The sequence below is a fragment of the Roseateles sp. genome (assembly GCF_039595295.1).
In the GTDB taxonomy this organism is placed as follows: domain Bacteria; phylum Pseudomonadota; class Gammaproteobacteria; order Burkholderiales; family Burkholderiaceae_C; genus Roseateles.
Window position 1 is genome coordinate 159813 of sequence record NZ_JBCNLU010000003.1, and the last position, 25158, is coordinate 184970.

The 25158-nt window shown below is 69.2% G+C and carries 22 protein-coding genes; 10 read left to right on the top strand and 12 right to left on the bottom strand.

Annotated elements, in window-relative coordinates; translation table 11 throughout:
* Nucleotides 1–485 precede the first annotated feature (485 nt).
* From minC to minE, 3 genes are read left to right on the top strand one after another with little or no spacing between them, the layout of a single operon-like run.
* Complete coding sequence (gene minC, locus ABDW59_RS03915; protein WP_343628166.1) at nt 486–1376, top strand: septum site-determining protein MinC; 891 nt, start codon at nt 486–488, stop codon at nt 1374–1376.
* A gap of 49 nt (nt 1377–1425) precedes the next feature.
* On the top strand, nt 1426–2238 hold the full coding sequence (gene minD, locus ABDW59_RS03920; RefSeq protein WP_343628167.1) for a septum site-determining protein MinD: 813 nt from the start codon (nt 1426–1428) through the stop codon (nt 2236–2238).
* 18 nt (nt 2239–2256) lie between these two features.
* Nucleotides 2257–2520, top strand: coding sequence for a cell division topological specificity factor MinE (minE, locus tag ABDW59_RS03925; protein ID WP_067068013.1), 264 nt, complete (start codon nt 2257–2259; stop codon nt 2518–2520).
* 81 nt (nt 2521–2601) lie between these two features.
* Here minE and ABDW59_RS03930 read toward each other — a convergent pair whose 3' ends face one another.
* Together ABDW59_RS03930 and ABDW59_RS03935 are read right to left on the bottom strand one after the other, a co-directional pair.
* A complete protein-coding gene (locus tag ABDW59_RS03930; protein WP_343628168.1) occupies nt 2602–4152 on the bottom strand; it encodes a methyl-accepting chemotaxis protein in 1551 nt (516 codons plus the stop codon).
* Nucleotides 4153–4255: 103 nt separating this feature from the next.
* Nucleotides 4256–4621 (bottom strand): 2Fe-2S iron-sulfur cluster-binding protein, encoded by a 366-nt coding sequence (locus tag ABDW59_RS03935; RefSeq protein ID WP_343628249.1) that lies wholly within the window; start codon nt 4619–4621, stop codon nt 4256–4258.
* Nucleotides 4622–4703: 82 nt separating this feature from the next.
* Here ABDW59_RS03935 and ABDW59_RS03940 point away from each other — a divergent pair, with 82 nt between their 5' ends.
* From ABDW59_RS03940 to ABDW59_RS03960, 5 genes are all read left to right on the top strand, one after another.
* A complete protein-coding gene (locus ABDW59_RS03940; RefSeq protein ID WP_343628169.1) occupies nt 4704–6638 on the top strand; it encodes a M3 family metallopeptidase in 1935 nt (644 codons plus the stop codon).
* Between the two features lie 82 nt (nt 6639–6720).
* Entirely contained in the window at nt 6721–7272 is a 552-nt protein-coding gene (locus ABDW59_RS03945) for a YgjP-like metallopeptidase domain-containing protein (RefSeq protein ID WP_343628170.1), read from the top strand.
* A gap of 240 nt (nt 7273–7512) precedes the next feature.
* The gene (locus ABDW59_RS03950; RefSeq protein WP_343628171.1) at nt 7513–8508 is read left to right on the top strand and encodes a tRNA-dihydrouridine synthase; all 996 of its coding nucleotides are present in this window, start codon (nt 7513–7515) and stop codon (nt 8506–8508) included.
* Nucleotides 8505–10856 carry an alpha/beta fold hydrolase gene (locus ABDW59_RS03955; RefSeq protein ID WP_343628173.1) on the top strand — a complete coding sequence of 784 codons (2352 nt, stop codon included), beginning with the start codon at nt 8505–8507 and terminating at the stop codon, nt 10854–10856. Before ABDW59_RS03950 ends, ABDW59_RS03955 begins: the two co-directional genes overlap by 4 nt.
* 5 nt (nt 10857–10861) lie before the next feature.
* Nucleotides 10862–11206, top strand: coding sequence for a translation initiation factor Sui1 (locus tag ABDW59_RS03960; RefSeq protein ID WP_343628174.1), 345 nt, complete (start codon nt 10862–10864; stop codon nt 11204–11206).
* Nucleotides 11207–11208: 2 nt separating this feature from the next.
* On the opposite strand, the gene ABDW59_RS03965 is transcribed toward ABDW59_RS03960, so the two are convergent.
* Entirely contained in the window at nt 11209–12090 is an 882-nt protein-coding gene (locus ABDW59_RS03965; protein WP_343628175.1) for an antitoxin, read from the bottom strand.
* Between the two features lie 15 nt (nt 12091–12105).
* The gene (locus tag ABDW59_RS03970; protein ID WP_343628176.1) at nt 12106–13185 is read right to left on the bottom strand and encodes a MarR family transcriptional regulator; all 1080 of its coding nucleotides are present in this window, start codon (nt 13183–13185) and stop codon (nt 12106–12108) included.
* Between the two features lie 251 nt (nt 13186–13436).
* Here ABDW59_RS03970 and ABDW59_RS03975 point away from each other — a divergent pair, with 251 nt between their 5' ends.
* Nucleotides 13437–13682 (top strand): hypothetical protein, encoded by a 246-nt coding sequence (locus tag ABDW59_RS03975; protein WP_343628177.1) that lies wholly within the window; start codon nt 13437–13439, stop codon nt 13680–13682.
* A 116-nt stretch (nt 13683–13798) separates the two neighbouring features.
* A complete protein-coding gene (locus ABDW59_RS03980; RefSeq protein WP_343628178.1) occupies nt 13799–14044 on the top strand; it encodes a DUF3297 family protein in 246 nt (81 codons plus the stop codon).
* Between the two features lie 64 nt (nt 14045–14108).
* On the opposite strand, the gene ABDW59_RS03985 is transcribed toward ABDW59_RS03980, so the two are convergent.
* The 8 genes from ABDW59_RS03985 to ABDW59_RS04020 form a co-directional block, all read right to left on the bottom strand.
* Nucleotides 14109–15491, bottom strand: a complete 1383-nt coding sequence (locus ABDW59_RS03985; protein WP_343628180.1) for a PAS domain-containing sensor histidine kinase — start codon at nt 15489–15491, stop codon at nt 14109–14111.
* On the bottom strand, nt 15491–16831 hold the full coding sequence (locus ABDW59_RS03990) for a sigma-54 dependent transcriptional regulator (protein WP_343628181.1): 1341 nt from the start codon (nt 16829–16831) through the stop codon (nt 15491–15493). Before ABDW59_RS03990 ends, ABDW59_RS03985 begins: the two co-directional genes overlap by 1 nt.
* Nucleotides 16832–16855: 24 nt before the next feature.
* Complete coding sequence (locus ABDW59_RS03995) at nt 16856–18088, bottom strand: FtsX-like permease family protein (RefSeq protein WP_343628182.1); 1233 nt, start codon at nt 18086–18088, stop codon at nt 16856–16858.
* Nucleotides 18089–18098: 10 nt separating this feature from the next.
* Nucleotides 18099–19412 (bottom strand): ABC transporter permease, encoded by a 1314-nt coding sequence (locus ABDW59_RS04000; RefSeq protein ID WP_343628183.1) that lies wholly within the window; start codon nt 19410–19412, stop codon nt 18099–18101.
* Nucleotides 19413–19428: 16 nt separating this feature from the next.
* Entirely contained in the window at nt 19429–20859 is a 1431-nt protein-coding gene (locus ABDW59_RS04005; RefSeq protein ID WP_343628185.1) for a TolC family outer membrane protein, read from the bottom strand.
* A gap of 22 nt (nt 20860–20881) precedes the next feature.
* Nucleotides 20882–21604, bottom strand: a complete 723-nt coding sequence (locus ABDW59_RS04010; protein WP_343628187.1) for an ABC transporter ATP-binding protein — start codon at nt 21602–21604, stop codon at nt 20882–20884.
* A 56-nt stretch (nt 21605–21660) separates the two neighbouring features.
* Nucleotides 21661–22929 carry an efflux RND transporter periplasmic adaptor subunit gene (locus tag ABDW59_RS04015; protein ID WP_343628189.1) on the bottom strand — a complete coding sequence of 423 codons (1269 nt, stop codon included), beginning with the start codon at nt 22927–22929 and terminating at the stop codon, nt 21661–21663.
* 266 nt (nt 22930–23195) lie between these two features.
* Nucleotides 23196–25028, bottom strand: coding sequence for a glutamine--tRNA ligase/YqeY domain fusion protein (locus ABDW59_RS04020; RefSeq protein ID WP_343628191.1), 1833 nt, complete (start codon nt 25026–25028; stop codon nt 23196–23198).
* Nucleotides 25029–25158: the final 130 nt, after the last annotated feature.

The following is a 25158-nucleotide window of genomic DNA, read 5'->3' on the forward strand; positions in this document are numbered from 1 at the left end:
GGCGCGCTAAGCCCTTGATTGACCGACCCCTGAAGTTCCGTGCCACTTTTCCGGGCAGAGAAAATCTCTCTATATGAATCAACGACTTGCAGCGCTTGCGGGAAAACGAGCAGCTGCGTCGCAGCACGGCGGGGCGGGAAGGGGCGAGAGCGGCTCGATGGGGATAAGTCAAGCCCCGGCTCCGCGATTTTTAGGTTGACAACGCGGTGCTGACCCTGGAAGAAGCGACCCGGCGGTACTGCGCGGCCTCCCCCGGGCGGGTGAGCTGTCCCCCGCTCCTGTGGACAAGCATGTGCGTCTCCTGGCGACGAGCGTTGCAAGTGCTTGTCACGACCGGTATTTCGGTGGTGTGCCCGAATTTGTGGCAGTGGCGCGACCGACACATGACAGCCTTCGTCACGCCATCACCAGGAAGGCCCCTAAAAGGTGGGCTCGCGGGGACCGCTAAAATCCGCGCCTTTGCAATCGCATTCCCCATTTCTTTCATGACGCAGGCAGCGGCAGGCAGCAAGACTCCCGACCTTTTTGAATTGAAGAGCGCCTCGCTGAGCCTGCTCTCGTGCGTCCTGAAGACGGCCGACGCGGCCGCGCTGGATCGCGAGTTGTCGGCCAAGCTGGGCGAGACGCCCGACGCGTTTCACCACGACCCGTTGCTGATCGATCTCGGTCAGCTTCCGGCGGCGGAGGCCGATGTGCTCATGGAGGTGACGGGCGTCGCTTCAGCAGAGAGCGAAGCGACCGCACGCGCGCAGGGCGAGTTGAGCCTGGACCCCGCGCCGGCCGCTTCCGCGAATGCGGCCACCGAGCCCGCCGCCCGCGTCGATCTGGCCGCGCTGCTCCCGCTGCTGCGCCGTCACCGGCTGCAACCGGTGGGCGTGATCGGCGCGAACGCCGCCGAGCTGGCGCAGGCCGCCGCGCTCGGTCTGGCCGAGGCGCCCGACGAACCGGCGCGCGCCGAGCCGCGCGTCGAGAAGGTCGTCCAGCAGGTCGTCAAGGAAGTGATCGTCGAACGCCCGGTCGAAGTGCCGGTGGTGGCGGAGGCCAAGACGGTCTACGTCGACAAGCCGCTGCGCTCGGGTCAGCAGGTCTACGCCAAGGGCGCGGACCTGGTGGTGCTGGCGGCGGTCAACCACGGCGCCGAGGTGCTGGCCGACGGCAACATCCATGTCTATGCGCCGCTGCGCGGCAAGGCCATCGCCGGCGCGCGGGGCAACACGTCGGCGCGCATCTTCGCGCAGGTGCTGGAGGCGGAGTTGATCGCCATCGCCGGCATCTACCGCACCAGTGAGAACCCGCTGCCGGACAACGTCCGGGGCAAGGCCGCGCAGATCCGCCTGGACGGCGAGAAGCTGCTGATGGAGCCGCTGGGCGCTTGAGGCCGGCGGACCATCCCCACCAGACACATTGAAAGAAGGACTTCGACCCATGACCAAGATCGTTGTGGTGACCTCCGGTAAAGGCGGCGTGGGCAAGACCACGACCAGCGCCAGCTTTGCCACCGGCCTCGCGATGCGCGGCTACAAGACGGCCGTCATCGACTTCGACGTCGGCCTGCGCAACCTCGACCTGATCATGGGTTGCGAGCGCCGCGTCGTGTACGACCTGATCAACGTCATCAACGACGAGGTCAAGCTGGGCCAGGCGCTGATCAAGGACAAGCAGCTGGACAAGCTCTTCATCCTGGCCGCCTCGCAGACGCGCGACAAGGACGCGCTCAAGCAGGAGGGCGTCGAGCGCGTGCTGGAAGAGCTCAAGACCATGGAGTTCGACTACATCGTCTGCGACTCGCCGGCCGGCATCGAGACCGGCGCGCTGATGGCCATGCATTACGCCGACGAGGCGCTGGTGGTGACCAACCCGGAAGTCTCGTCGGTGCGCGACAGCGATCGCATCCTGGGTATGCTCAACAGCAAGACCAAGCGCGCGATCGAAGGCACGGAGCCCGTCAAGGAGCACTTGCTGATCACGCGCTACAACCCCAACCGGGTCGAGGGCGGCCAGATGTTGTCGCTGGAAGACATCCACGAGATCCTGCGCACGCCGCTGATCGGCGTGATCCCCGAGAGCGAGAGCGTGCTGCAGGCCTCCAACCAAGGTCTGCCGGCGATCCACCTCAAGGGCACGGATGTTGCCGAGGCCTATGCCGACGTCGTCGCCCGCTTCCTGGGCGAGGACAAGCCGATGCGTTTCGTCGAGGCCGTCAAGCCGGGCTTCTTCAAGCGCCTGTTCAGCCGCTGATAGAAAGAGGGAGACCCCATGGGATTCATGTCCTTCTTCCTGGGCGAGAAGAAAAGCACCGCGAGCGTCGCCAAGGAGCGGCTGCAGCTGATCCTCGCCCATGAACGCAATGGCCGGAGCACCAGCCCGGACTACCTGCCGCAACTGCAGCGCGAGCTGCTGGCGGTGATCTCCAAATACGTGTCGATCAATCCGGACGACATCAAGGTGCACATGGAGCGGCAGGACGACCTCGAGGTGCTCGAGGTCAAGATCGAGCTGCCCGAGATCCGCAAGGCCTGACCCCAGGCAAGGAAAAACGCGGCCAGTTCATCACTGGCCGCGTTTTCATTTGAGCTCCCCCCGCTCGGGCGGAGCCTGCGATCAGAGCCGGAAGCTCGCCACCGCGTCGACCAGCTGCGCGGATTGGTCCCTGAGCGACTCGGCCGCCGCGGCCGATTCCTCGACCAGCGCGGCGTTCTGCTGCGTCATCTGATCGAGCTGCCGCACCGCCTGGCCGATCTCGCCCAGGGTCAGCGACTGCGCGGCGCTGGAGCTGGAGATCTCGCCGATGATGCGGGTCACGCGCTCGACGCTGGTGACGATCTCGCGCATCGTCTCGCCGGTCTCGCCGACCAGGCGCGTGCCGCCATCCACGCGCTCGACCGAGGCCGAGATCAGCGTCTTGATCTCCTTGGCCGCTTCCGCGCTGCGCTGCGCCAGCGAGCGCACTTCGCTCGCGACCACCGCGAAGCCGCGGCCCTGCTCGCCGGCGCGGGCCGCTTCCACCGCGGCGTTCAGCGCGAGGATGTTGGTCTGGAAGGCGATGCCGTCGATGACGCCGATGATGTCGACGATCTTGTTGGACGACTGCTGGATCTCGTTCATCGTCGAGACCACCTGACCCACCATCTCGCCGCCGCGTCCCGCGACCTGCGAGGCGGTCTGCGCCAGCGAGTCGGCCTCGCGCGCGGAGTCGGCGTTCAGCTTGACGCCCTCGGCCAGCGTGGCCATGGCGGCGCCGGTCTCTTCGAGGCTGCTGGCGGCCTGCTCGGTGCGGTTGGACAGATCGGCGTTTCCGGTGGCGATCTCGCTCGACGCGTGACGGACTTGATCGGCGGCGGTGCGCACGCCCGCGATCGTCGTGGCCAGCTTGGCCTGCATCTCGCGCAGCGAGCGGCGTAGCGCGGCCACTTCGTCGCCGCCGGTGTCGGCGTCCTCACCCGAATCGCGTCGGCTCAGGTCGCCGTCGGCGATGGCCTGGCTGAGCGCTTGAGCCTGCGACAGCGGCTCGGTCACCGAGCGCGTGATCACCAGCGCGATGCCCACGCCCAGCGCGATGGCCGCGACCATCAGCGCGATCACCAGCGTGCGGGTGCTGGCGGCCTCGGCCTGCGCCTCGTCGCGCGCGGTCTCGAGCAGCTCGCGGGTGTAGTCGGCGAAGCGGTCGATGGCGGCGAGGTACTCGTTCATCGCCGGGATCAGCTGCGAGGCGGCCAGCGGCTTGACGTCCTCGCCGGCGGCCTTGGCCTTGGTGACCGCGTCGCGGGCGTCCTGGTACTTCTTGCGGGCCGTGCCGATCTCGCCGATCAGCCGCTTGCCGTCGCCTTCCTTGATGTTGTCCTCGAGCTCCTTCTGGATGGCGTCGATGCGCGCGGACAGCTCCTTGGAGCGCGAGGTGAAGGCCTTCACGAAGCTCTCGTCCTCGACCACCAGCTGCACGATGCGGCGCTGGATGTTGCCTTCCGTCAGGCCGGCCCATTGGCGCGACAGCTCCAGCGTGCGCATGTCCACCGCGACCAGGCGCTCGATGCGCTGATGCAGCATGGACACGCGGATCACGCCCACCGCCGAGGCCACCGCCATCAGCACGATCACCAGCGCGAAGCCGGCCAGCACGCGGCTGCGCAGCCGCCATTGATTCAGATTCAGCATCTCGACGTCCTTCTTTGAACGGACCGAATGCTGCCTGCTTCGGGTTAATGCTGATCGAGGGAACAGGGGGGGAAGCCGTGAACTACGGCGCGGAAGGTGGGAATTACTCCCTCTCCCGCGGGGCGGGAGAGGGCGGGGGAGAGGGGGGGAGCGCGGCAGTACCCCCGACCGCCCCGGGCGGCACCGGCACGTCAAAGAAATTGATCGCCTGCGGCTGATCCAGCACCAGATCCGTGCGTGCGCAGGCCACGCAAGGCAGGATCCAGCCCTCGCCCTTTTCCTCGCGCAACAGGCCGGGCCAGTCGATCAGGTACTCGACGCGGCCCGACACCAACCGGGCGATGCAGGCGCGGCAGGTGCCGTTGCGGCAAGAGTGGGGCAGGCGCAGCCCGTGGTCCAGCGCCGCCAGCAGCAGCGACTGGTCGGCGGGCGCGTCGAAGCGCCAGCCCTGGGGCTGGAGCTCGACCATGAAGCCCAGGGAGGGCGAGTCGTCCGGGGAATCGCTGTCGTGACGCATGGCCGACATGATGCCTGTGCGCTAAGCTCCCCCGATGGCTTCGAACACCGCTGCGGCAGCCGCGCCGCTTTCCGCCCCGCTCGTTGACGCGCGGACCTTCTTCGACCGTCTGAATCACGAGTACATCGCGGTCCACAAGCGCAAGGAGGACCTGTTCTGGGCGACCTACATGGCCACCAGCGAGGACCACGAGGGCTTCGGCCGCGCGGAGACCGACTACAAGGCCTTCATCTCCGATCCGGCCCGCCTGGCCCACACGCGCGCCCACCTGGCGGCGGTCGACGCCGAGCCCGCGTCCTCGGAGCGCGACGCGCTCGCCCACGGCCTGCGCGGCTGGTTGGGCGTGTTCGAGGCCAACATCGTCGACAGCGACGAAGGCCGGCGGCTCATGGCCGAGCTGATCGAGGCCGAGCGCATCCTTTTTGCCAAGCGCAAGGATTTCACGCCCACGCACCTCAACGATCGTGGCGAGCGCGAAGCGGCCACGCTGACCATGCTGTCGACCAACCTGTCGACCAATCCGGACGAGGCGCGCCGCCGTAGCTCCTACGAGGCGCTGCACGGGTTGGAGCGCTGGGTGCTGGACAACGGTTTCCTGGAGATCGTCGCGTTGCGCAATCGGCTGGCGCGGGCGCTGGGCTTCAGCGATTACTTCGAGATGAAGCTGCGCAAGAACGAGCGCATGAGCAAGCAGCAGCTCTTCGACATCCTGGACGACTTTTGCGCCCGCACCGAGACCGCGCAGCGCCGCGCGCATGACGCGCTGGTGGCGAAGCACGGGGCTGATGCGCTCGAGCCCTGGAACCTGCGCTTCCACAGCGCCGGCGACGTGACGCGCCGCATGGATCCATATCTGCCGTTCGGGCCGGCGCTGCGGCGCTGGGTGCGCAGCTTCCGGCGACTGGGCATCCAGTACCGCGGCGCGACCCTGCGGCTGGATCTGCTGCAGCGGCCGGGCAAGTACCAGAACGGCTTCTGCCACGGCCCGCTTCCCACCTGGATCGACGAGCGCGGCCATTGGCATCCGGGCGAGATCAACTTCACCGCCGAGGCCAAGCCCGATCAGGTCGGCAGCGGCGCGCGGGCGATGCTGACGCTGTTTCACGAGGGCGGCCATGCGGCGCACTTCGCCAACGTGGCGCAGAACTCCCCGTGCTTCTCGCAGGAGTTCGCGCCGACCTCGATGGCCTATGCGGAGACGCAGTCCATGTTCTGCGACAGCCTGCTGGGCGACGCGGACTGGCTCAAGCGCTATGCGCGCAGCGTCGACGGCGAGGCCATCCCCGACGCGCTGATCCGGGACCGTATCGCCGCGACGCAGCCCATGCGCGCCTTCGACGAGCGCGCCATCGCGGTGGTGCCGTATTTCGAGGCAGCGCTCTATGCGATGTCCGATGCCGAGCGCACGCCCGAGGCGGTGCTGGCGCTGGCGCGCGCGACCGAGCGCCGCATCCAGGGCGTGGACCGCGCGCCGCGACCGATTCTGGCGATTCCGCATCTGCTGAATCAGGAGTCGGCGGCCTCGTACCAGGGCTATTTGCTGGCACACATGGCGGTCTATCAGACCCGGGCCTTCTTCCTGCGCCGCGACGGCTATCTGACCGACAACCCGGCGATCGGGCCGGCGCTGGCCGAGCATTACTGGGCGCCGGGCAACAGCATCGATCACGACGCGACGCTGCGGCGGTTGACGGGCGAGGGCTTCGGCGCGCGCTATCTGGCCGAGGCCTGCGACGAGACGGTGGAGCAATGCTGGGCCGCGGCGCAGGATCTGCTGGAGGCGTCCGCGCGGCGTGGCGAGCGCACCGACGACGGCCCGCCGCTGGATGCGCGGGTGATGGTCGTTCATGGGGAGGAGCTGCTGGCGGACAACGGCGGCAGCGCCAATGGCGACGCGGCTGAGGAGGCCATGTTCGAGCGCTTCGAGCGCTGGGTCGCCGAGCACTACGCGGCGCCGGTCCCGGGTTGAGCGCTGCGACGGCCCTCTCCCCGGCGCTCTCCCGCTCAGCGGGAGAGGGGGCGCGTAGGCCGAAAGTTGTTGAGGTTGTTCGATGAAGTATTTGCAGGGCTACGCGCCCGCGCTGATCGCGCAGGCGCAGCGGCTGCTCGACGACGGCGAGCTCGGCCCGTTGATCGCGCGCAAGTACCCCGAGGCGCACGAGGTCCGCAGCGACAAGGCGCTGTTCGACTACACACAGGACCTGAAGCAGCGCTTCATGCGCAACGCCGGCCCGCTGGCGCTGGTGCGCTACGACGCCAAGCTCAAGGTCATCCAGCACGCGCTGGGCACGAACACGCGCCAGACGGTGATCCAGGGCAACAGGCTCAAGACGCGGCGCGAGATCCGCGTCGCGACCTTGTTCCGGGAAGCGCCCGAGGCCTTCCTGCGCATGATCGTGGTGCATGAGCTCGCGCATCTCAAGGAGCTGGACCACGACAAGGCCTTCTATGCGCTGTGCCACCACATGGAGCCGTCCTATGGCCAGCTCGAGTTCGACTTGAGGCTGTGGCTGAGCGTGCGTGACGCCGAGGAGAAGCGGCTCAAGCGTGAAGGCGGCGCACCCACGAGCAGCGACGAGGGCGCTCGCCGATCCGACGCGTGATCGAAACAACCCGGGCGCTGAGCGCCCGATTCATGACCTTGCCACTTTTTTGAGCACGGTAGAGGATCTCTTTTGAGATCAAGGGCTTGCGCGATTCCTGCGCAGGCTGTGCACGCGCTTATCCACAGTCGGTGTGGACGATCCGCTATGCTGTCGGGCTTTCCCGCCGCCGCTTGTTCACAGGCCGCGCGCCACGAGCGCCGCCCGCCTGCGACGAGGCCCCTGACCACCTTGCCTCCGATGATTCTTCTGGCGCCCATGGAGGGCTTGCTGGACCACATGTTGCGCGACACGCTGACCCGTGTCGGCGGCGTGGACCGCTGCGTCTCCGAGTTCATCCGCGTCACCGACCAGCTGCTGCCGGCCCGCGTCTTCAAGCGCATCGTGCCGGAGCTGCTCCACGGGAGCCGCACCGCGGCCGGCGTGCCGGTGCGCGCGCAGTTGCTGGGCTCGGACCCGCAGTGCGTGGCCGAGAACGCCGCCCGCTTGGCCGAGCTTGGCCCCGAGGGCATCGACCTGAACTTCGGCTGCCCGGCCAAGACGGTGAACCGCCATCGCGGCGGCGCGGTGCTGCTGGACGAGCCGGAACTGGTGGGCGAGATCGTCGCCGCCGTGCGCCGCGCGGTGCCGTCTCAGGTGCCGGTGTCGGCCAAGATGCGGCTGGGCAACGAGGACCGCGACCGCATGCTCGATTGCGCCCGCGCCATCGCGGCAGGCGGCGCGACCGAGCTCGTCGTGCACGGCCGCACCAAGCGCGACGGCTACAAGCCGCCGGCCTTCTGGGATCAGATCGCGCGGGTGCGCGAGGCCGTCGGCATCGAGGTCGTCGCCAACGGCGAGGTCTGGACCGTCGAGGACGCGCTGCAATGCCTGCGCGAATCGGGCTGCAGGTCCTTGATGCTGGGACGCGGCATGGTCGCGAATCCGGGCTTGGCGCTTGCGGTGCGCGCGGCGCTGGGCCGGGACGGCGGGCAGAGCGCCGCGGCGCTGGCCTGGGCCGACGTGATCCCCTTGATGGAAAGCTTCTTCGCGCAGGTGCGCGGCAAGGTCGCGACGCGGCATCAGGCCGGCCGGCTCAAGCAGTGGCTGCATTACCTGCGCCGTCACTATCCCGAGGCCGAGGAGACCTACCAGCGCGTGCGCACCATCAATGCGCCCGACGTGCTGGCGATGACGCTGTTCGGCAAGGAAGAATCGAGTTCACAACAAGACAGCGACACGCTGATCGCCGCATGACCGCTTACCGATTGACGCCGCGCCTGGTGGCGCTCGCCGCCGCGCTGGCGCCCCTGTTTCCCATGGCCGCGACGGCGGCGCTGAAGTCGCCCAAGCCAACGCCGCTCGCCGCCGCGCCGGCCGCCGCTGCCAACGCCAACGCCAACGCCAACGCCGCCGGCGCGTCCGGCAACGTGACGTCGCTGTCGCTGGAGCGCGTCTTCGCGGATCCGCCGCTGCAGGGCCGGCTGACGCGTCAGGCGGAGATCTCGCCCGATGGCGCCTGGGTCAGCTACCTGCGCCCGTCGCAGTCCGACAGCGATCAGTTGGAACTGTGGGCGCAGCCCGTGTCCGGGGGCGCGCCGCGCAAACTGGTGTCGGCGGCCGAGGTCCTGGGCGGTCGCAGCCAGCAGCTGACCGAGGCCGAGCGCATGGCGCTGGAGCGCAAGCGCATCTCGCAAGGCGGCATCACCAGCTACCAGTGGTGCGGCCCCTCGGGCAAGACGCTGCTGTTCCCGCTGTCGGGCGATCTCTACCTGGTCCGTCTGACGGAGCAGGGCCCCAAGGCGCAGCGCCTGACCAGCGACGAGCAGGTGCCGGAGCAGGATCCCAGCTGCTCGCCCGACGGCAGCCAGGTGGCCTACGTCAAGGGCGGCGAGCTGTGGGTGCAGCCGCTGCAGGCCTCGGGCCGGCCGCGCGTGCTGACCAAGGGCGCGAGCGACACGATCTCCTGGGGTCTGGCCGAGTTCATCGCGGCCGAGGAGCTCGGCCGTCAGCGCGGCTACTGGTGGTCGCCGGACGGTCGTCAACTGCTGGTGCTGCGCGTCGACGAGAGCGAGGTGCCGATCAAGACGCGGGCGCAGATCTTTGCCGACCGCACAGCGATGACGCAGCAGCGCTATCCCGGCGCGGGCGAGAAGAACGCGCGCGTCAGCGCCTGGACGCTGCAGGTCGACGATGCCCGCGCCACGCCGCTGCCGCTGCCCGGCGATGCCGAATACGTCGCGCGCGCCGGCTGGTTCGGCGACGGCACGCCCTGGCTGCAGACGCTGACCCGCGATCAGCGCAAGCTGACCCTGACCGAGTACGCCAATGGCGTGAGCCGCACGGTGACCGAGGAGCGCGATGCCGCCTGGGTCGAGGTGCATGACGACCTGATGGAGCTGGACGGCCTGCAGCTGTCCGGCCAACCGGCGCTGCTGTGGTCCAGCGAGGCTTCGGGCCGCCGCCAGCTGCTGCTGATGGACCGCGCCACCGGCGCGCGCCGTCCGCTGACGAACGAGCCGGAGCCGGTCGCGCATCGCGTCTGCAGCGACGGCAAGACGGTGGTCTATGCGGCGGCGCGTGATCGCGGCCGCTCGCGGGAGCTCTTCGCCATCGACCTGGCCGGCAAGAGCCGCGAGCTCGACGGCGCCCAGCCGCGCCAATGGCGCGATGCGCGCGGCGACGGCGATTGCGCGCGGCTGCTGGTCACGCGCGGCGCCTGGGGCGAGCCGCCGACGCTGTCGCTGCAGGCGGTGAAGGCGGGTTCTCAGCCCGTGGCGCTGCCGGGCGATGCGCCGGAGGCGCTGCTGGCGCGCATCGTGCCGACGCCGCAGGTGGTGGACATCACCGCCGCTGACGGCCGCACGCCGCTGAACGCGCTGTACTTCGCGCCGCTGGACGGCAAGGCCGGTCCGCACGCGGTGATCACCATGGCCTACGGCGGCCCGGGCACCTCGACGACCAACTGGAACTGGAGTCGCGACACCGCGCTGATCGCCTACTGGCAGCGTCGCGGCTACGGCGTGTTCACGCTGGACACGCGCGGCATGCAGAACCGTGATCGCGCTTTCACCCGCGCGCATCACGAGGCCTTCGGCGTCGTCGACGTCGGCGATCTCTTCGCCGCGGTGCGTCAGCTGCCCAAGCAGGTCGCGGGCGTGGATCCCAAGCGGATCGGCTTCTTTGGCTGGTCCTACGGCGGCTTCCTGGCCGAGCGGGCGATGCTGGACGCGGACACCCCGCTGGCCGCCGCGGTGGCGGTTGCGCCGCCCACGGACTGGACGCTCTACGACACGGCCTATACCGAGCGCTATCTGGGCCTGCCGCAGGACGGCAAGGGCGGCCAGACGCTGGCCTACCGCCAGGCCAATCTGGTGGCGCGCGCGGCGCAGCTGGAGAAGCCGCTGCTGATCGTGCACGGCACGGCCGACGACAACGTGCTGTTCGAGCACACGCTGCGCCTGACCGAGGCGCTTCAGAACGTCTCCAAGCCCTTCGATCTGATGATCTATCCGGGCAAGGCGCACGGCATCGCCGGCCGCGGCGCGAAGCTGCACCTGTACCGCACCATCGACGCGTTCTTCGCGCGTGAACTGAGGCCCTGAACGCCATGGCACTGGTCTATTCCACGGAGGGCGGACGCGTCTGCCCGAAATGCCGTCAGGCGCAGGCGGACTGCCGCTGCGCGGCGCTGGCCGCGTCGGCGGTGCTGGGCGACGGCAAGGTGCGGGTGCGGCGCGAGACGGCCGGCCGCAAGGGCAAGGGCGTGACGGTGGTGCTGGGGCTGCCGCTGACGGCGGCCGAGCTGACCGAGACCGCCAAGAAGCTCAAGGCCGCCTGCGGTACCGGCGGCACCGTCAAGGACGGGACGGTCGAGATCCAGGGCGACCACGTGGACAAGGTCATGGCCTGGCTGACGCAGGCGGGGTATGCGCCGAAGAAGGCGGGCGGGTGAGGTCAGCGTGCGATCGCGCGGAGCAGCGAGGTGACGACGAAGCTGGCCTCGCGCTGTCGTAGTACTCGTCGATCTTCGGCGTCCGCATCCGCCTCGATTTCGAATCGAGCCACCGCCACGGGGCCGTCCTTGAGATGCCCTTCCGCGTGCGGATCGTCGACGAAGTGATGCGCCAGCAAGCGCAAGGCGTCGCGCACAGCATCGCCGTGGGCGCCGCCCATCGCTCTGCGGAAGTCTTCGGCCGCGAGATCCATGGCCTTGGCGTGCTCCAGGCAATAGACGAGGTCATGCGCATCCTTGCGCTCCCAGCGCTGATGGAAGGCGAACGCCTTCAAGGTCGTGAACGCCACCAGGTCCGCATGCTTGAAGGTCTGCGTCACCACGCCATTCCCGTTCAACGTGTCGGCGGTGATCGACATCGTTTCGAAGTGATCGAACACGATGGCTGAATGCGGAATGTTGATCGCACTGATGTTGCCTTCCGTCGGCAGGGCCTCGACACGCTTCTGTCCCGGCATGTCGGCCAGGAACTCCAGCTGTAGCAGGGCGTGGCCCACGCGCACTTCCCATCGCCAGTTGATGCGCTGACCCTTGTCGTTGATCCCCCGCTCGAAACCCAGCTTCTTGAGGTTGTCCTCGAGCGAGCGGTAAGCGTCGACGGTCGCGAGCAGGGACGTCTCCACGACGACATCGACGTCCTGCGTCCCCGCATGTTCAGGGACTTCCGGTGGACGGCCCTTGACGAGATAGCGCGGTGTCAGTCCGCCCACAAGCACGATGGAATCGGCCCATGGGCCGAGTCCGCGCATGAGCGTGACGAGCACGCGCTCGCAGTCGATGGTCGTTTGAACGCCGTAGGCATCGGCGGTCTGAGGCTTGTTCACGAAAAGCTCCTTGCTTCAGAAGCCCAGCACTTGCTCCCGCAGAAAGCGGCCTGCGTCCGGGCCGCGGCCGGACGCGACCATCAAGTCGACGTAGGTCTGAACAGGGGAGGCGCAGAGGACCTCGCCTCGCCGCTGTACGAAGGGCACGCCTGCGGGTTCGACTTCCACCACGTGCAGGTTCGCGCCTTGATCCACTTCGCGGATGTCGGTGCGCATGAGCAGATCCGCCAGCCAGTCGGAGGTTGCGCGCACAGTCGTGATCGACCACGCCGTCAGGTACGGCGCATAGAACGAGGCAGCCGCCTCGGCGGTCAGCGCATAGGCGGACGGCGAGGCTTCGATCGCCGTGGAGGACTCGTTGATGAGCTGCAGAAGTCCATCTCCTTTTCGCCCCGGGACGAAGAACTTGCGGACGCGACGCTGCGCGAGCTGCGCTTGCTCCTGGGCGACCCAGGCGTCGAGCAGGGACGCCGGCTTGTCCAGGCGTCGGACCTTTGCAGGGCCGAGCCCTTCAGAGATGACCACCTCCTCCTGCTCAAGGTGCGTGAGCAGCTTCGAGACGTTGGCGGTCGAAATGCCGCTCGCCATGGCCAGTTCCTTGACCGAGCACCAGCGGTCCGGCGCAAGCAGCAGCGCATGGAGCACTGGCGTCCGTGCCGCCGTGAAGAGCTTCAGACGAGGGAGCCGACGTGCACTCGGTGAGGCAGGGGCATCGACGATCACGTAGGCCTCATCGAACGGGAGTCGAAGCTTGCCGTCATCGGCATGGCTGCCGATGCCTGCTTCCAACAGAAGCGCCCGGGCGGACTCCGAGAGGTGATTGGCGCTGACGACCACACGCGTCGAACTCGGCTTGGTCGACGCCCAGCGTTCGATCAGTCCGCGCGCTTGCCGCGGGTAGACCTCGGACTTCACGTCGACCACCAGCGACAACGGCTTGCCGCGAATGCGCAGGTCGATGACGGCGTCGTGCTCGGCGGCGCGCGGAGCCGCTTTCACCTCGACGCGTGTCACATGCGGCAAGCCTCGCAGGGCGTCGACGAGCACCGCTGCTCGCTGTCGCGCCTGCTCTGATCGCCAATCGGAGTGGCTCATATTTCCAATTTACCGGTTATTTCCTGGACTGGAAATATCTGGAGTATGAGAAATATCGATGCGATTGGCAAGGCTCTCGGTCAACCGTTTTCGTACGGAACAGCTTCGGCTTGGCGCCCACCATGCCGCATCCGAGGGGCCCCCGTGGACACAGCGGCCCAAACCGCGACGTATGCACGCGTGCCGCGCCGCTGCGAGGCCTAAGGTGAGCTCATCGGATCCGGCCTCCCACGGGTCCGCGGAGTCCAGCCATGAGTCCATCCCAATTCAGCGCGCTCCAGGGCGACCTGCCGCTGCGCGGCCAGTCCCGCGACCGCTTCCTGTTGCGATTCGAGTCGCTCTTCCATCCCGGACGCGGCCTCTCGTTCCCCTGCGACGAGTTTGGCCATGTCGCGCTGGACCAGCTCAGCGACCACGCGCGCGAGAACTACCTCTTCGCCCGAGCCGTCGTCGGCCACGAGTACGCCACGCCGGTCATCCAGCGCAGCGACGAGTGATCAGCGCGCGGCGAGCGTCGCCGCGTCGTACTGCCATGGCGTTCATGCGGCGGATGTTAGGCGCCGGGAGTGCGGGACAATGCGCGTTTTCCGAATTACCCCAGCGTGAACCGTCCATGAGCGACTCCACCCGCCCCGAACTGCCCGATCATCTGTCGATCGACCCCCGCAGCCCCCACCACGTCGCCGCCGTCTTCGAGCACGACATCGGCATCCTCTTCAACGGCAAGGAGCGCAAGGACGTCGAGGAGTACTGCATCTCCGAAGGCTGGATCAAGGTGCCGGCCGGCCGCACGCTGGACCGCAAGGGCCAGCCGATGATGATCAAGCTCAAGGGCAAGGTCGAGGCCTTCTACAAGTGATGGCACAGGCCCGGGCCCGAACCCGGGCCTGAGTTCGAGCCCGAGCCCGAGCCAGGACTCCGGCTCAGGTTCGCGGCCAGCTGATGGCCACCCACAGGCCGCCGCCCTCGCGATTGCCCATCGCGATGCGGCCGCCATGCGCCTCGACGATCTCCCGCGCGAGCGCCAGACCCAGCCCCGTCCCGCTGCGCTTGGTCGAGTAGAAGGGCAGCAGCGCCTGCGACAGCTGCGTCTCCGTCATGCCCGGCCCGCGATCGGCGATCGCGATGCGCCAGTCCTCGCGCGGCGCGCTGACCGACAGCGTCACCTCGTCCGCCGCGCCGCCCGATTCGTGCGCGTTCTTCAGCAGATTGATCAGCGCCTGCTCCAGCTGCGCCGCGTCGAAGCGGCCCGGCGAAGCGGGCAGCTCGCCCTCGAGCCGGAACCGGAAGTGCGCGCCCAGCGTGTCGATGAAGGGCAGCCACTCGACGCTGGTCAGCACCGGCGCCGGCAGCTTCGCGAAGCGCGCATAGCCTGACAGGAAATCGTGCAGATGGCGCGCGCGATCGCCGATGCTGGCGAAGACGCCCGGCACCCGCTCGTGCTGCCCGCGCCGCGCCAGCTCCGCGCCGCTGTGCGCCAGCGACGAGATCGGCGCCAGCGAGTTGTTCAGCTCATGGCTGATGACGCGGATCACGCGCTTCCAGCTCGCGACCTCCTGGCGCGACAGCTCGCGCGTCATGCGTCGAAGCAGCCGCAGCCGATGCGGCTGTCCTTGCAGACGGAAGTCCCGCATGGACAGGTGGTAGCGCTCCTCCTGACCGTCCTGCGTGACGCTGAACAAGCCGTCCTGCGCGCCCGCGAAGGCCTGGCGCAAGTCGTCCGGCGCGTCGTCGAGCAACTCCATCAGCGTCCGGCCGGCCAGGCTGCGGCCCTGATCCAGCAGCTGCCGCGCCGCGATGTTGGCGTAGGCGATGCGCTCCTGCGCGTCGGTCAGCACCAGCGCCACCGGCGTGTTCTGCACGACCGTATCGAGCAGCAGCTCGCGCTGCGCCAGATGGCGACGCTGCTCGCGCAAGGCCTGGCCCAGCTCGCTGTGCAGGCGCATCAGGCTGGACAGCTCCGACAGCCCGCCCGGCGCGTCGCCGACGATGGCGCTGCCGAACTCGCCGTCCCGATAGCTGAGCACCGTGCTCTCCAGCGCGCGCAGCAGCCTCATCAGCGGCGCCAGCAGCGCGCTGGCCAGCGCCCAGGCGATCGGCAGCAGCAGCAGGAAGGTCAGGCCGAGCGCGGCCCAGCTCCAATGCGCGGGCGGCTCATAACCCAGCGCATGCAGCAGCGCGGGCATGGGCCACACCGTGAGCCACGCATGGATGAGCAGCCCCATCGCCGCGCCCGCCACCAGGAACAGCGCCAATCGCAGCCGCAGCGAGCGGCGCCAGTGCGCGTGGCCGGTCAGGCCGCCCATCAGGCGTCCAGCCCGTAACGTTCCATGCGCCGGTACAGCGCTTGACGCGACAGCCCCAGCGACTGCGCCGCGCGGCTCACCACGCCGGACGCGGCCTCCAGCGCGGCCAGCACGACCTCGCGGCTGGGCTCGTCCAGGTTGCGCGCGGCGGCGTTCAAGGTCGAGGCCGCTGGCAGCGCCAGATCGGCCGCGGCGATCACGCGGCCAGAAGTCAGCAGCGCGGCACGTTCGATCGCGTTCTTGAGCTCGCGCACATTGCCCGGCCACGCGTGCGCGAGCAGGGCCTCGCGCGCGTCGTCGCCCAGCGTGGCGCGCCCGGCCAGGAAGAACTCGGCCAGCGGCAGGATGTCCTGCGGGCGCTCAGCCAGTCCCGGAAGCGCCACTTCGATGACGTTGAGCCGGTAATACAAGTCCTCGCGGAAGGTCCCGGCGCGCACCATCGCGCGCAGGTCCGCATTGGTCGCCGAGATCACCCGCACCGTGGTCTGCCGCGTGCGGCTCGACCCCAGGCGCTCAAAGCGGCCCGTCTCCAGCACGCGCAGCAGCTTGACCTGACCGGCCAGCGGCAGGTTGCCGATCTCGTCCAGGAACAGCGTGCCGCCGTCGGCGGATTCGAAGCGGCCCTCGCGCGCCCGCGCCGCGCCGGTGTAGGCGCCGCTGTCCGCGCCGAAGAGCTCGGCCTCGATCAGATCGCCGGGCAGCGCGCCGCAGTTGACCGCGACGAAGGGCCCGTCCGCGACCGCCGAGTTGCCGTGCACGATGGCCGCGATGCGTTCCTTGCCGCTGCCGTTGGGACCGGTGATCAGCACCGGCGCCGCCGAGCGCGCCACTTGGCAAGCCAGCTCCACGCAGCGCAGCAGGGCCGGGGATTCCGCCACCAGACCGTCGAGCCGGTAGCGGTCGCGCAGCGCGTCGCGGCGCTGACGGTGCTCGTGGCGCGACTGGCGCAGCTCGCGGCTGTTCTCGCCCAACTCCAGCAGGTTCTCGACCGTGGCCAGCAGCTTGGCGTCGTCCCAGGGCTTGGCCAGATAGTCGGCCGCGCCCGCCTTGACCAGCGCCACCGCCTGCTCCAGCTGCGTCCATGCGGTCAGCAGGATGATGGGCAGGTCCGGGTGGCGGTCGCGCAGCTGATGGAAGAGCGCGCGGCCTTCCTCGCCCGAGGTCGTGTCCGCGCTGAAGTTCATGTCCTGGATGACCAGGTCCACGCGGCGCTCGGCGAGCTGGCTCAGACCCTCGGCGGGGGAGGCGGCATAGAGCGGCTCGATGTCGTGCAGCGAAAGCAGCAGCGACAGCGCCTCGCCGACGCCGGCGTGGTCATCGATGATCAGGACGGTTCTCATGGGCAGCGCAGCATAGCGCTCTCCTCAGCCGCCGCGCAGCGCCACCACCGGCGGCAGCGCCGCGGCGCGCCGGGCCGGCGCCAGCACCGCGATCTGGCCCAGCGCCCACAGCACCACCGCGCCGATGGGCAGGTAGACGAAGGGCAGCCGCGGCAGCTCGTAGTTGCGCATCAGCAGCAGGCTGATGCCGTAGGCGCCGACCATGCCCAGCACGATCCCCGCGCTGGACAGCAGCAGGTTCTCGGTCTGGAAGTAGCGCAGGATCTGGCCGCGCGTGGCGCCCAGCGCGCGCCGCGTGCCGATCATGCGCGTGCGCTGCTGCACCCAGAAGCTGGCCAGCCCGACGATGCCGAAGGCCGTCACCACCAGCAGGCCCACGCACACGCCCGCCAGCAGCATCACCATGGAGCGGTCCTGGCGGTAGTAGTTCTGGCGCTGCTTGAGCAGGGTCTCCTGATCGCGCACGACGCGGCGCAGGCCGGGGCTGTTGCCCAGCAGCTTGGCCGAGGCCGCTTTCATGACGACCTCGGGATCCGCGCCCGGCGCGACGCGGATGAGGAAGGTGCCGCCACGGAAGCTGGGCTGGACCGGCATCAGCATCGTGTACTGCGAGTTCTCGTCCTCCGAGCCCGGATTCGGCGAGGGCAGCTCGGCCACCACGCCCACCACCCGCTGCGGCTGCTGACCGTAGACGTACAGGGCCTTGCCCAGCGCGGATTCCCCGGGCCACAGCAGGTCCGCCATCCGCTTGTTGATGATCACCGCCGGCACGCGCGGATCGGGGTTGGCGTCCAGCGACGACCCCGCCACGTACTCCTCCGGCATGAAGTCCCGGCCCGCCACCAGCTTCAGCCCCGCCGTGCGGATGAAATCCGGACCGGTGGTGTAGTGGCCGGCGACCACGCGGCTGCGGGCCTGCTCGCCCGCCTCGGTGCGCACGCCCGAGTTGTTGGAGCTGCGCCCGTAGGCGTACTGATTGGTCAGCGTCGCCGAGGCAACACCTGGCACCTGGAGCAGCGCCGCGAGGTCGGACTTGGTTTGCGGCTCCGGATTCTCGACGCGGGTCATGCTGGACAGCGAGACCGTGATGAGCTCGCTCTCGGCCATGCCGGTGTCGGCGTTGATGCGCTCCACGCGCTGGAAGATCAGGAACAGCGCGTTGCAGACGATGGCGCAGGTCAGCGCGATCTGCAGCACGATCAGTCCCGCGGCGGTCTTGTGACGCTTGAGCGTCGAGAGGATGGGCAGGATGTCCATGAGGGTCTCCTCACTGCGTCTTGAGCTGGATGGCGGGCGTGATCTGGCACGCGCGCCAGGCGGGCAGCAGCCCGGCGAGCAGGCTGGCCAGCAGCGACACGCCCAGCGTGGTCGCCAGCATCGACCAGTCCAGCCGCGCCAGCTGTGCGTAGTCCGAGGGGCTCTGGCGCACGAACCACAGGCCGCCCCAGGTCAGCAGCAGGCCCAGCAGACCGCCTGCGATGCCCAGGCTGCCGGCCTCCACCAGGAACTGCAGGAAGATCTGCGAGCGCGGCGCGCCCAGCGCGCGGCGCACGCCGATCTCGCCGCTGCGCCGCAGGCACTTGGCCAGCAGCAGACCCACCGTGTTGGTCAGGCACACGATCAGGAAGCCGAAGGCCAGCCAGACTTGCAGCTTGATGTCGCTGGGCACGACCTTGCGGATGCTGAGCCAGTCCATCACCGCGCTCAACTTGGGATTGGGCGGACGCTCGAAGCGACCGGCCTGGCGCTGCAGGTCGGAGTACTGCGTCAGATAGGTCTTGTAGTCCGTCACCTGCTGCGGCGTGTCCAGCTGCACCCAGTACTGCAGCCAGGCGCAGGACGCGTTGAGCGCGCGCGGGTCGACGCCGTCGGTGCGGCCCCAGCAGTTCATGTTGCCGGAGGCGCCCAGGCGCAGCGCGAGCGAGGTCGCCAGCGGGATGTAGACGTCCGCGGCCTTGGCGTACTCGCCCAGCGTCAGGTCGAAGTAATGCGGGGCGGGGCGCCAGGGCGCGAGCACGCCCACCACGGTGAAGTCCTTGTCGCGCAGGCGCACCGTCTTGCCGCGGCTGTCCTGGCCGCCGAAGAGCTTGTCGTTGAGCGTGCTGGAGATCACCGCCACGCGCGCCTCGGCCGTGTCGTCCGCGGCGGTCCAGGCTTGGCCGTAGCGGAAGGGGGGCTCGAACATCGCGAAGAAGTCCGACGAGGTGTAGCGGCCGCCGGTGAAGAAGGGCGGTTGCGCGGCGTCGCCGGAGCCGGCCGGATCGATGGCGATGAAGGCCCCGGTCATCGCGACCTGGCGCACGGCGCGCTTCTCGCGCAGCAGGGTCTCCGCGTCCAGGCGCGTGAGCTGCAACGTGGGCTCGTCGCCGGGCTTCCAGTCGCGGGTGGACTCGGCGTCCAGCTGCACGTTGAACAGCTTTCCACTCTTGTGCGGGATCGGGTCGCCGGACATGACGTGGAACAGCGTCAGCGTCGTCATGCAGGCGGCCACGCCCATCGCGATGGACAGCAGCATCAGCGCCGTCAGCCCGCGATGCGCGCGGAACGCCCGGAAGCCCAGTTCGAGGTAGTAGGTCAGCATCTCAGGTCCTCCGGTCTCAGCGATCGAGTCGGGCGGTGGTCATCGCGGGCGTCGCCGCCGATGAAGGGGACGTGGTCGGCGTCGTCGACGATGTCGAAGAGGCGGGAGCGGTCGGCGCGGTGGGAGGCGCGACGAGCAGGGTGTTCACCGCCGCGAGCTGCGGCTCGGCCAGTGCGCCGGCCGCCTGCTGCAGCAGCAGCTTGGACAGCACGTAGCGGTGGCGCGCCTGCTCCCAGGCGTTGCGCGCGTTGCTCTGCGTCTGGATGGCCAGCAGCAGATCGGTCATCGTGCGCAAGCCCAGGTCCAGCCCGCTGCGGGTCGAGGCCAAGGCCTTCTCTGCCGCCTGAACCGCGGCGCCGGCCGTGCGCATCTGGCTCAGCGCGGACAGCACGGCCTGGTACTGCGCCTGCGTCTCGCGCGTCATCGCCCGGCGCGAGCCTTCCAGGTCCTCGCGCAGCTGCTCGCGCTGGTAGATGGCCTGGCGCTTCTGCGACTCGACCGCGCCGCCCGCGAAGATCGGGATGGTCAGCTTCAGGCCGATGGTCGAGTTGTAGCGGCCGGCGTCCTGCGGCGCGACCGCGTTGCCGGCCAGCCGCTGGCCATCGAGCCCCACGCTCAGCGTCGGCAGATGCGCGGCGCGCGCGGCGGCCACGCGCTGATCGCTGGCGGTGACGCCCAGCGCTGCGGCCTGCAATGAGGGGTTGTCGCGCAGCGCCTGCGCGACCCAGGCCTCGGGATCGGCCGGATCCGGCATCAGCATCGCCAGCTCCGGCGCGAGCGGACGCAGCGCTCCCGGCATGCGGCCGGTGATCTGCGCCAGCGCCTGACGGGCGTCGGCCAGTTCCTCGCGCACCTGCGCGGTGTTGCCTCGGGCGAGCTCGTAATAGGCGCGGGCCTGCTCGACATCCAGCGCGGCGGACAGCTGCGCCTCAAAGCGCGATTGCGCCTGCGCGACCTGCTGGCCGTAGACGTCCTCGATGGCCTGCGCGGTCTGCAGCGCGGCCTGCGCGGTGAGCACGCCGAAGTAGGCGCGCGCGACGCGGGCGCACAGGTCGGCCTCGGCGGCGCGCACGCGCGCGTCCTCGGCATCGACCAGCGTGCGCGCGGCGTCCCAGCCGCGCAGCCTGCTCAGGTCCACCAGCACCTGGCTGAGGCTGTGCGTCACCTGGTGCAGGCGCGAGCCGTCGTCCTGGTTGCGCAGTTCCGCGAGCTGAGCGCTCCACTGCGGCAGCAGCGCCGCGCGGGCCTGGACGGCGAGCTCGCCCTGTTGGCCACGCACCGCGCGCGCACCGGCGAGCACGGGGTCGGCGGCACGGGCCTGGTCGTAGATCTCGAGCAGGTCCTCGGCGCGCGCGGCGGCCGGGAAGCAGCAGCCGGCGCAGATCAGCGCGATCGCGGTCAGCCAGGGCAGCGAACGCATCCGCGCGGAAGGGAAGGGCAGTCTCATGATGTCCTTGTCGGCGTCGCGCTCAGACGGCGGTGGGCGCGGCGGCGCGCAGCATCGCGGCGTCCATGTGCAGCTCGGCGGCGATGTCCACGACCTGGCCGTCGATGACGTGCACGTTGCGCTGGGCGCGCGCGGCCAGCTGCGGATCGTGGGTGACCATGACGATGGTGGCGCCGTCGCGGTGCAGCTCCTCCAGCAGGTCCATCACGCTGCGCGCCATCGCGCTGTCCAGGTTGCCGGTGGGCTCGTCGGCGAGCAGCAGACGCGGCCCTCCCGCCAGCGCGCGGGCGATGGCCACGCGCTGCTGCTGACCGCCGGACAGCTCGGCCGGATAGTGGCGCTCGCGGGCCGACAGACCGACGCGGGCCAGCGCGTCACGCGCGCGCTGCTGGCGCTCGGCGGCCTTCATCCCGCGATAGCGCAGCGGCACCTCGATGTTGTCCAGGACGTTGAGGTCGGGGATCAGGTTGAAGGCCTGGAAGATGAAGCCGATCTTCTCGTTGCGCATGCGCGAGCGCTGCGTGTCGTTCATGCCGCTGACGTCGACGCCGTCGAGCTCGTAGCGGCCGCCGGTGAAGGCCTCCAGCAGACCGGCGATGGTCAGGAAGGTCGTCTTGCCCGAGCCCGACGGCCCGGTCACGGCGACGAACTCGCCCTCGCGCACTTCCAGGTTGAACTCGCGCAGGGCGTAGGTCTCGATCATCTCCGTGCGGTAGACCTTGGACAGCGATTGCATCTTGAGCATGGGGTTCCTCGCGGCGTCGGGGGATGGGACGGGTGGGACGGATGGGGGGATGAAGGTCATTGGCTGAGCGTCACGCGCTCGGCGGCGTCGAAGGCTTGGGCGCCGGAGATGACGACCTTGTCGCCCGGCTTGAGCCCCTCCAGCACCTCGACCTTGGACAGGCTCTGCGCGCCGAGGCGGATCGCCCGCTTGACCGCCTGGCCGTCCTCGACGACGTAGGCGAAGCGGCCGCCGCCTTCCTCGACGAAGCTGCCGCGGGCCACGGTCAGCACCTTGTCGCGCTTGTCCAGCAGCACGCGCACCGACAGGCGCTGGTTCTGCCGCAGCTGATCGGGCGTGGCGCCGTCGAAGCGGATGCGCGCGGCGACCTCGTTGTTGACGACCTCCGGCGAGACCGTGCTCACCAGACCGCGCCACTGCCGGCCGTTGCCGGAGATCTCGCCGGGCATGCCGATGGCCAAGTCGCGGGCGAAGCTCTCGGGCACCTGCATCTGCACTTCCAGCGCCGTCAGGTCGACGACGGTGAGCAGCCCGGCGCCGGCGGCGACATTGGCACGCTCGGCCACCAGCAGCTGACCGACCTGACCGTCCACCGGAGAGCGCAGTTCCAGCTCGGCGACCTGGCGCTCCAGGTCCTGCACCAGCAGCAGCTGGCGCTGCAGGGCCTGCTGCTTGGCTTGCAATTCGAACTTGAGGCTGTCGTCCTTCAGGCCCAGGCCGGCTTCGGCGTGGGCGGCGGTGATGCGTGCCTTCTCCAGCGCGTCGCGCGCTTTCTCGACCTGCATGCCGGCCACGGCGCCGGCTTCGAAGGCCTTGGTCTGGCGGGCCAGATCGTTGCGGGCAGTCTGCAGGTCGATGCTGGCGTTCTCGTAGCTCGAGCGCAAGGCCGCGCGCTGCTCGCGGCCGTCGACCTCGGCGCGCAGGGCCTCGGTGCGCAGCGCGTCGGCGTTGCTGCGCTCCTGGGCGAGTTTGGCGCGCAGGTCGGGGCTGTCGATCTCGCCCAGCAGCTGATTCTTGGCGACCTTGTCGCCGGCTTTCACCCGCAGCACCAGGTTGCCGCCGTGCAGCGCGTAGACGGTGGGGCTCATCGCGGCGACCACCTTGCCCTCGCCGGCGACGTCGCGCACCAGGGGGCCGATCTCGACGGCGGCGATGCCCAGCCGCGCCAGGCTGACGGAGTTGCCGCTGCCCATCATCCGCTGCACGGCGGGCGCGGCGGCGAAGGCGGCGACCAGCAGACCCGCACCAGCCAGCGCCAGCCACAGGCGGCGGCGTCCCTGGGGGCGAACGAGCGGGCGGTCCTGGCCGGAGGTGTCGCGAATCATGAGGTGTCCGAGGGGGCGAGTGGAATCGGGTGCTCTGATCGCAAGCGCCGTGCCAGTCCTTGCCCTCCACGAATTCCCTTTGAAATCAAGACCTTGACGCGGAGGCGGGGCGGGCTGCGAGTGTCCGCGGACAGTCGGTCGGACAGTCGGCCGGACAGTCGGCCGGACAGTCGGCCGGACAGTCGGCCTGACTGTCTGGCGGACAGGCCATGAAAAGGGGCGCTCGAGGCGCCCCTGGGTCCGGCCGACGGTGGGGCGCCGAGGCCCTACTTGCCGAAGCTGTCCCGCAGCCCGGTGATCTTGTTGAACACCGGCGCGTCGGCGCGGTGGTCGACGCGATCGGAGACGAAGTAGCCATGACGCTCGAACTGCACTTTCGTGTCCGGCGCCGCGTGCCTGAGCGAGGGCTCCAGATAGCCGCGCACGACGCGCTTGGCGTCGGGGTTGATGAGCTCCAGGAAGTTGCGCTCGCCGGCGTCGGGCTGGGCCTCGGTGAACAGGCGGTCGTACAGGCGCAGCTCGGTGGACACGCCCTCATGCGCGCCCACCCAGGTGATCACGCCCTTGACCTTGACCGCGTCGGCGCCCGGCGTGCCGCTCTTGGTGTCGGGTACCAGGTCGGCCAGGACCGCGGTGATCTTCCCGTCGGCATCCTTCTCGCAGCCGACGCACTCGATCACGTAGCCGTACTTCAGGCGCGCCTTGTTGCCGGGGAACAGGCGGTGGTAGCCCTTGACGGGGACCTCCATGAAGTCCTCGCGCTCGATCCACAGCTCGGGGCCGAGGCTGAACTGTCGCGTGCCCAGTTCCGGGACATGCGGATGCGCGGGCGCGGAGCAGGGCTCGCGATGGTCCAGCGAGCCGAAGATTTCCGCGTAGTTGCGCAGCTTCAGCGGGACCGGGTCCAGCACCGCCATCGCGCGGGCGGCCTTGCCTTCGAGGTCGGCGCGCAGATAGCCGTCCAGCACCGAGTAATCGATCCAGGCGTTGGTCTTGGAGGCGCCGGTGCTCTCGACCATCGCGCGGATGGATTCGGGCGTGTAGCCGCGGCGGCGCATGCCGACCAGCGTGGGCATGCGGGGATCGTCCCAACCGTCCACGTGCTTCTCTTCGACCAGCTGGCGCAGCTTGCGCTTGCTGGTGACGATATAGGTCAGGTTCAGGCGGCCAAACTCGTATTGATGCGGGAGTGGGCGGGCCAGCAGGCCGCCTTCGGCCAGGCGCTCGAGCAGCCAGTCATAGAACGGGCGCTGATCCTCGAACTCCAGCGTGCAGACGCTGTGGGTGATGCATTCCAGCGCGTCCTCGATGGGATGCGCGTAGGTGTACATCGGGTAGATGCACCACTGGTCGCCGGTGTTGTGGTGGGTTGCGCGGCGGATGCGGTACAGGGCCGGGTCGCGCAGGTTGATGTTGGGCGACGCCATGTCGATCTTGGCGCGCAGCACCATCGAGCCGTCCGGGTGCTTGCCGTCGCGCATCTCGCGCAGGCGCTGCAGGTGCTGCTCGGGCGTGCGGTCGCGGAAGGGGCTGTTCTTGCCGGGCGTACCGAAGTCGCCGCGGTTGGCGCGCATTTCCTCGGGGGACTGCTCGTCGACGTAGGCCAGGCCCTGCGACACCAGGTACTCGGCGGCGCGGTACATGAAGTCGAAGTAGTTGCTGGCGTAGAAGAGGTGGCTGGTCTGTTGGCCCCGGCCGTCCGGCGCGTCCCAGCTCCAGCCCAGCCACGCGACCATTTCCTTGATCGCGTCGACGTACTCCTGCTCTTCCTTCTCCGGGTTGGTGTCGTCGAAGCGCAGATGGCAGATGCCGTCGTAGTCACGCGCGAGGCCGAAGTTCAGGCAGATCGACTTGGCGTGGCCGATGTGCAGGTAGCCGTTGGGCTCGGGCGGGAAGCGGGTGCGGATCTTGGCGGGGTCCAGCGGACCGGCGGCCTGATGGGCCGCGTCGCCCGGCGTGCCGGCGAAGTGGCGCTGCGGCTGGAAGCCCTGTTCCAGGTCGCGCTCGATGATGGCGCGCAGGAAGTTGCTGGGCTTGACGGCCGCGCCGTCGGTCTTGTCGGTCGTCGGCGTACCGGCGGTCTTGTCGTGGCTGGACATCGAAGTAGGGAGTCTCGATAGAGGCCGGAGATTCTACGTGGGCAGGGAACCCCTGCACTTTTAGGGATCGCCCCTCAAGAATCGTTAGAAGGAGTCGGCTGTGATAGCCGCAGTGGGCAGTGGTGGCAGG

Bases quoted from the DNA above. Each gene is read 5' to 3' on its own strand.
- minC (WP_343628166.1), top strand. From the start codon at position 486: ATGACGCAGGCAGCGGCAGGCAGCAAGACTCCCGACCTTTTTGAATTG.
- minD (WP_343628167.1), top strand. From the start codon at position 1,426: ATGACCAAGATCGTTGTGGTGACCTCCGGTAAAGGCGGCGTGGGCAAG.
- minE (WP_067068013.1), top strand. From the start codon at position 2,257: ATGGGATTCATGTCCTTCTTCCTGGGCGAGAAGAAAAGCACCGCGAGC.
- ABDW59_RS03930 (WP_343628168.1), bottom strand. From the start codon at position 4,152: ATGCTGAATCTGAATCAATGGCGGCTGCGCAGCCGCGTGCTGGCCGGC.
- ABDW59_RS03935 (WP_343628249.1), bottom strand. From the start codon at position 4,621: ATGGTCGAGCTCCAGCCCCAGGGCTGGCGCTTCGACGCGCCCGCCGAC.
- ABDW59_RS03940 (WP_343628169.1), top strand. From the start codon at position 4,704: ATGGCTTCGAACACCGCTGCGGCAGCCGCGCCGCTTTCCGCCCCGCTC.
- ABDW59_RS03945 (WP_343628170.1), top strand. From the start codon at position 6,721: ATGAAGTATTTGCAGGGCTACGCGCCCGCGCTGATCGCGCAGGCGCAG.
- ABDW59_RS03950 (WP_343628171.1), top strand. From the start codon at position 7,513: ATGATTCTTCTGGCGCCCATGGAGGGCTTGCTGGACCACATGTTGCGC.
- ABDW59_RS03955 (WP_343628173.1), top strand. From the start codon at position 8,505: ATGACCGCTTACCGATTGACGCCGCGCCTGGTGGCGCTCGCCGCCGCG.
- ABDW59_RS03960 (WP_343628174.1), top strand. From the start codon at position 10,862: ATGGCACTGGTCTATTCCACGGAGGGCGGACGCGTCTGCCCGAAATGC.
- ABDW59_RS03970 (WP_343628176.1), bottom strand. From the start codon at position 13,185: ATGAGCCACTCCGATTGGCGATCAGAGCAGGCGCGACAGCGAGCAGCG.
- ABDW59_RS03975 (WP_343628177.1), top strand. From the start codon at position 13,437: ATGAGTCCATCCCAATTCAGCGCGCTCCAGGGCGACCTGCCGCTGCGC.
- ABDW59_RS03980 (WP_343628178.1), top strand. From the start codon at position 13,799: ATGAGCGACTCCACCCGCCCCGAACTGCCCGATCATCTGTCGATCGAC.
- ABDW59_RS03985 (WP_343628180.1), bottom strand. From the start codon at position 15,491: ATGGGCGGCCTGACCGGCCACGCGCACTGGCGCCGCTCGCTGCGGCTG.
- ABDW59_RS03990 (WP_343628181.1), bottom strand. From the start codon at position 16,831: ATGAGAACCGTCCTGATCATCGATGACCACGCCGGCGTCGGCGAGGCG.
- ABDW59_RS03995 (WP_343628182.1), bottom strand. From the start codon at position 18,088: ATGGACATCCTGCCCATCCTCTCGACGCTCAAGCGTCACAAGACCGCC.
- ABDW59_RS04000 (WP_343628183.1), bottom strand. From the start codon at position 19,412: ATGCTGACCTACTACCTCGAACTGGGCTTCCGGGCGTTCCGCGCGCAT.
- ABDW59_RS04005 (WP_343628185.1), bottom strand. From the start codon at position 20,859: ATGAGACTGCCCTTCCCTTCCGCGCGGATGCGTTCGCTGCCCTGGCTG.
- ABDW59_RS04010 (WP_343628187.1), bottom strand. From the start codon at position 21,604: ATGCTCAAGATGCAATCGCTGTCCAAGGTCTACCGCACGGAGATGATC.
- ABDW59_RS04015 (WP_343628189.1), bottom strand. From the start codon at position 22,929: ATGATTCGCGACACCTCCGGCCAGGACCGCCCGCTCGTTCGCCCCCAG.
- ABDW59_RS04020 (WP_343628191.1), bottom strand. From the start codon at position 25,028: ATGTCCAGCCACGACAAGACCGCCGGTACGCCGACGACCGACAAGACC.